Raw genomic sequence first — 1006 nt, forward strand, 5'->3', positions numbered from 1 at the left:
TGTGCCGCTCGAAAAGTCGTCGTCGCAGGTGGCAGCGGTGACGGTTCGTCGGCTGGGAGCATGCCCGGATGATCGTGTCCCTGTTGTACAAGGCGACCCGGAAGTTGCTCTCCCTGCCGTCGTTGCTGCTCCGCGGGGATGCGGCGAAAGACGCTGAGCTTCTCGTCCTGCGCCACGAGAACGCGGTGCTGCGCCGGCAGCTGGCCAGCCCGGTCCGCTACGAGCCAGTCGATCGGTTCTGGTTTGCTGCCTTGTCGGGGCTGATACCTCGGTGTCGCTGGCGCGAGGTCTTCCCGGTCACTCCGGGCACCCTGCTCGGCTGGCATCGCCGATTCGTCGCCGCGAAGTGGGACTACAGCGCGCGCAGGCGCACCGGTCGGCCGCCGACCGCCACGGCGCTCAAGAGCCTCGTACTGCGACTTGCCGGCGAGAATCCGCGATGGGGCCACAGGCGGATCCAAGGAGAGTTGGCTCGGCTTGGGCACCGGATCGCAGCCTCGACGGTGTGGGAGATTCTCCACGCAGCAGGCCTCGACCCCGCGCCGCGTCGTTCCGGTCCGACCTGGCGTGAGTTCCTCACCGCCCAGGCCGAAGGCATCATTGCGGCGGACTTCTTCCACATCGACACCGCGCTCGGCAGGCGGCTCTATGCGCTGGCCTTCCTCGAGCACGACACCCGGCGCCTGCGCATCACCGGCGTCACCGCCCATCCGACCGGGAGTGGACGGTGCAGCAGGCGAGGAATCTCGCCGCCGACCTCGGGATACGCATGGAGTCCCTGCGGTTTCTGCTGCGCGATCGAGACGGCAAGTACGGCGAGGCGTTCGACGCCGTCTTCGAGGCAGAGGAACTGGACGTGATCAAGAGTGCACCGCGGGCGCCTCGGATGAACGCCCACTGCGAGCGCGTCATCGGCAGCCTCCGCCGCGAGGTACTCGACCACATACTCGTCATGGGAGAGGCGCATGCCCGGCAGGTGCTCGCGGCCTACCAGAGGCACCACAAC

Annotated in this window: 1 pseudogene; it reads left to right on the forward strand. The window is 67.9% G+C overall.

From position 1 onward, the window contains the following. Positions 1–68: 68 nt before the first annotated feature. Positions 69–1006 (forward strand): annotated as a pseudogene (locus tag ACIBJF_RS53585) (integrase core domain-containing protein); the annotation flags it as partial.

The sequence above is a fragment of the Streptomyces sp. NPDC050743 genome (assembly GCF_044456925.1).
GTDB lineage: Bacteria > Actinomycetota > Actinomycetes > Streptomycetales > Streptomycetaceae > Streptomyces.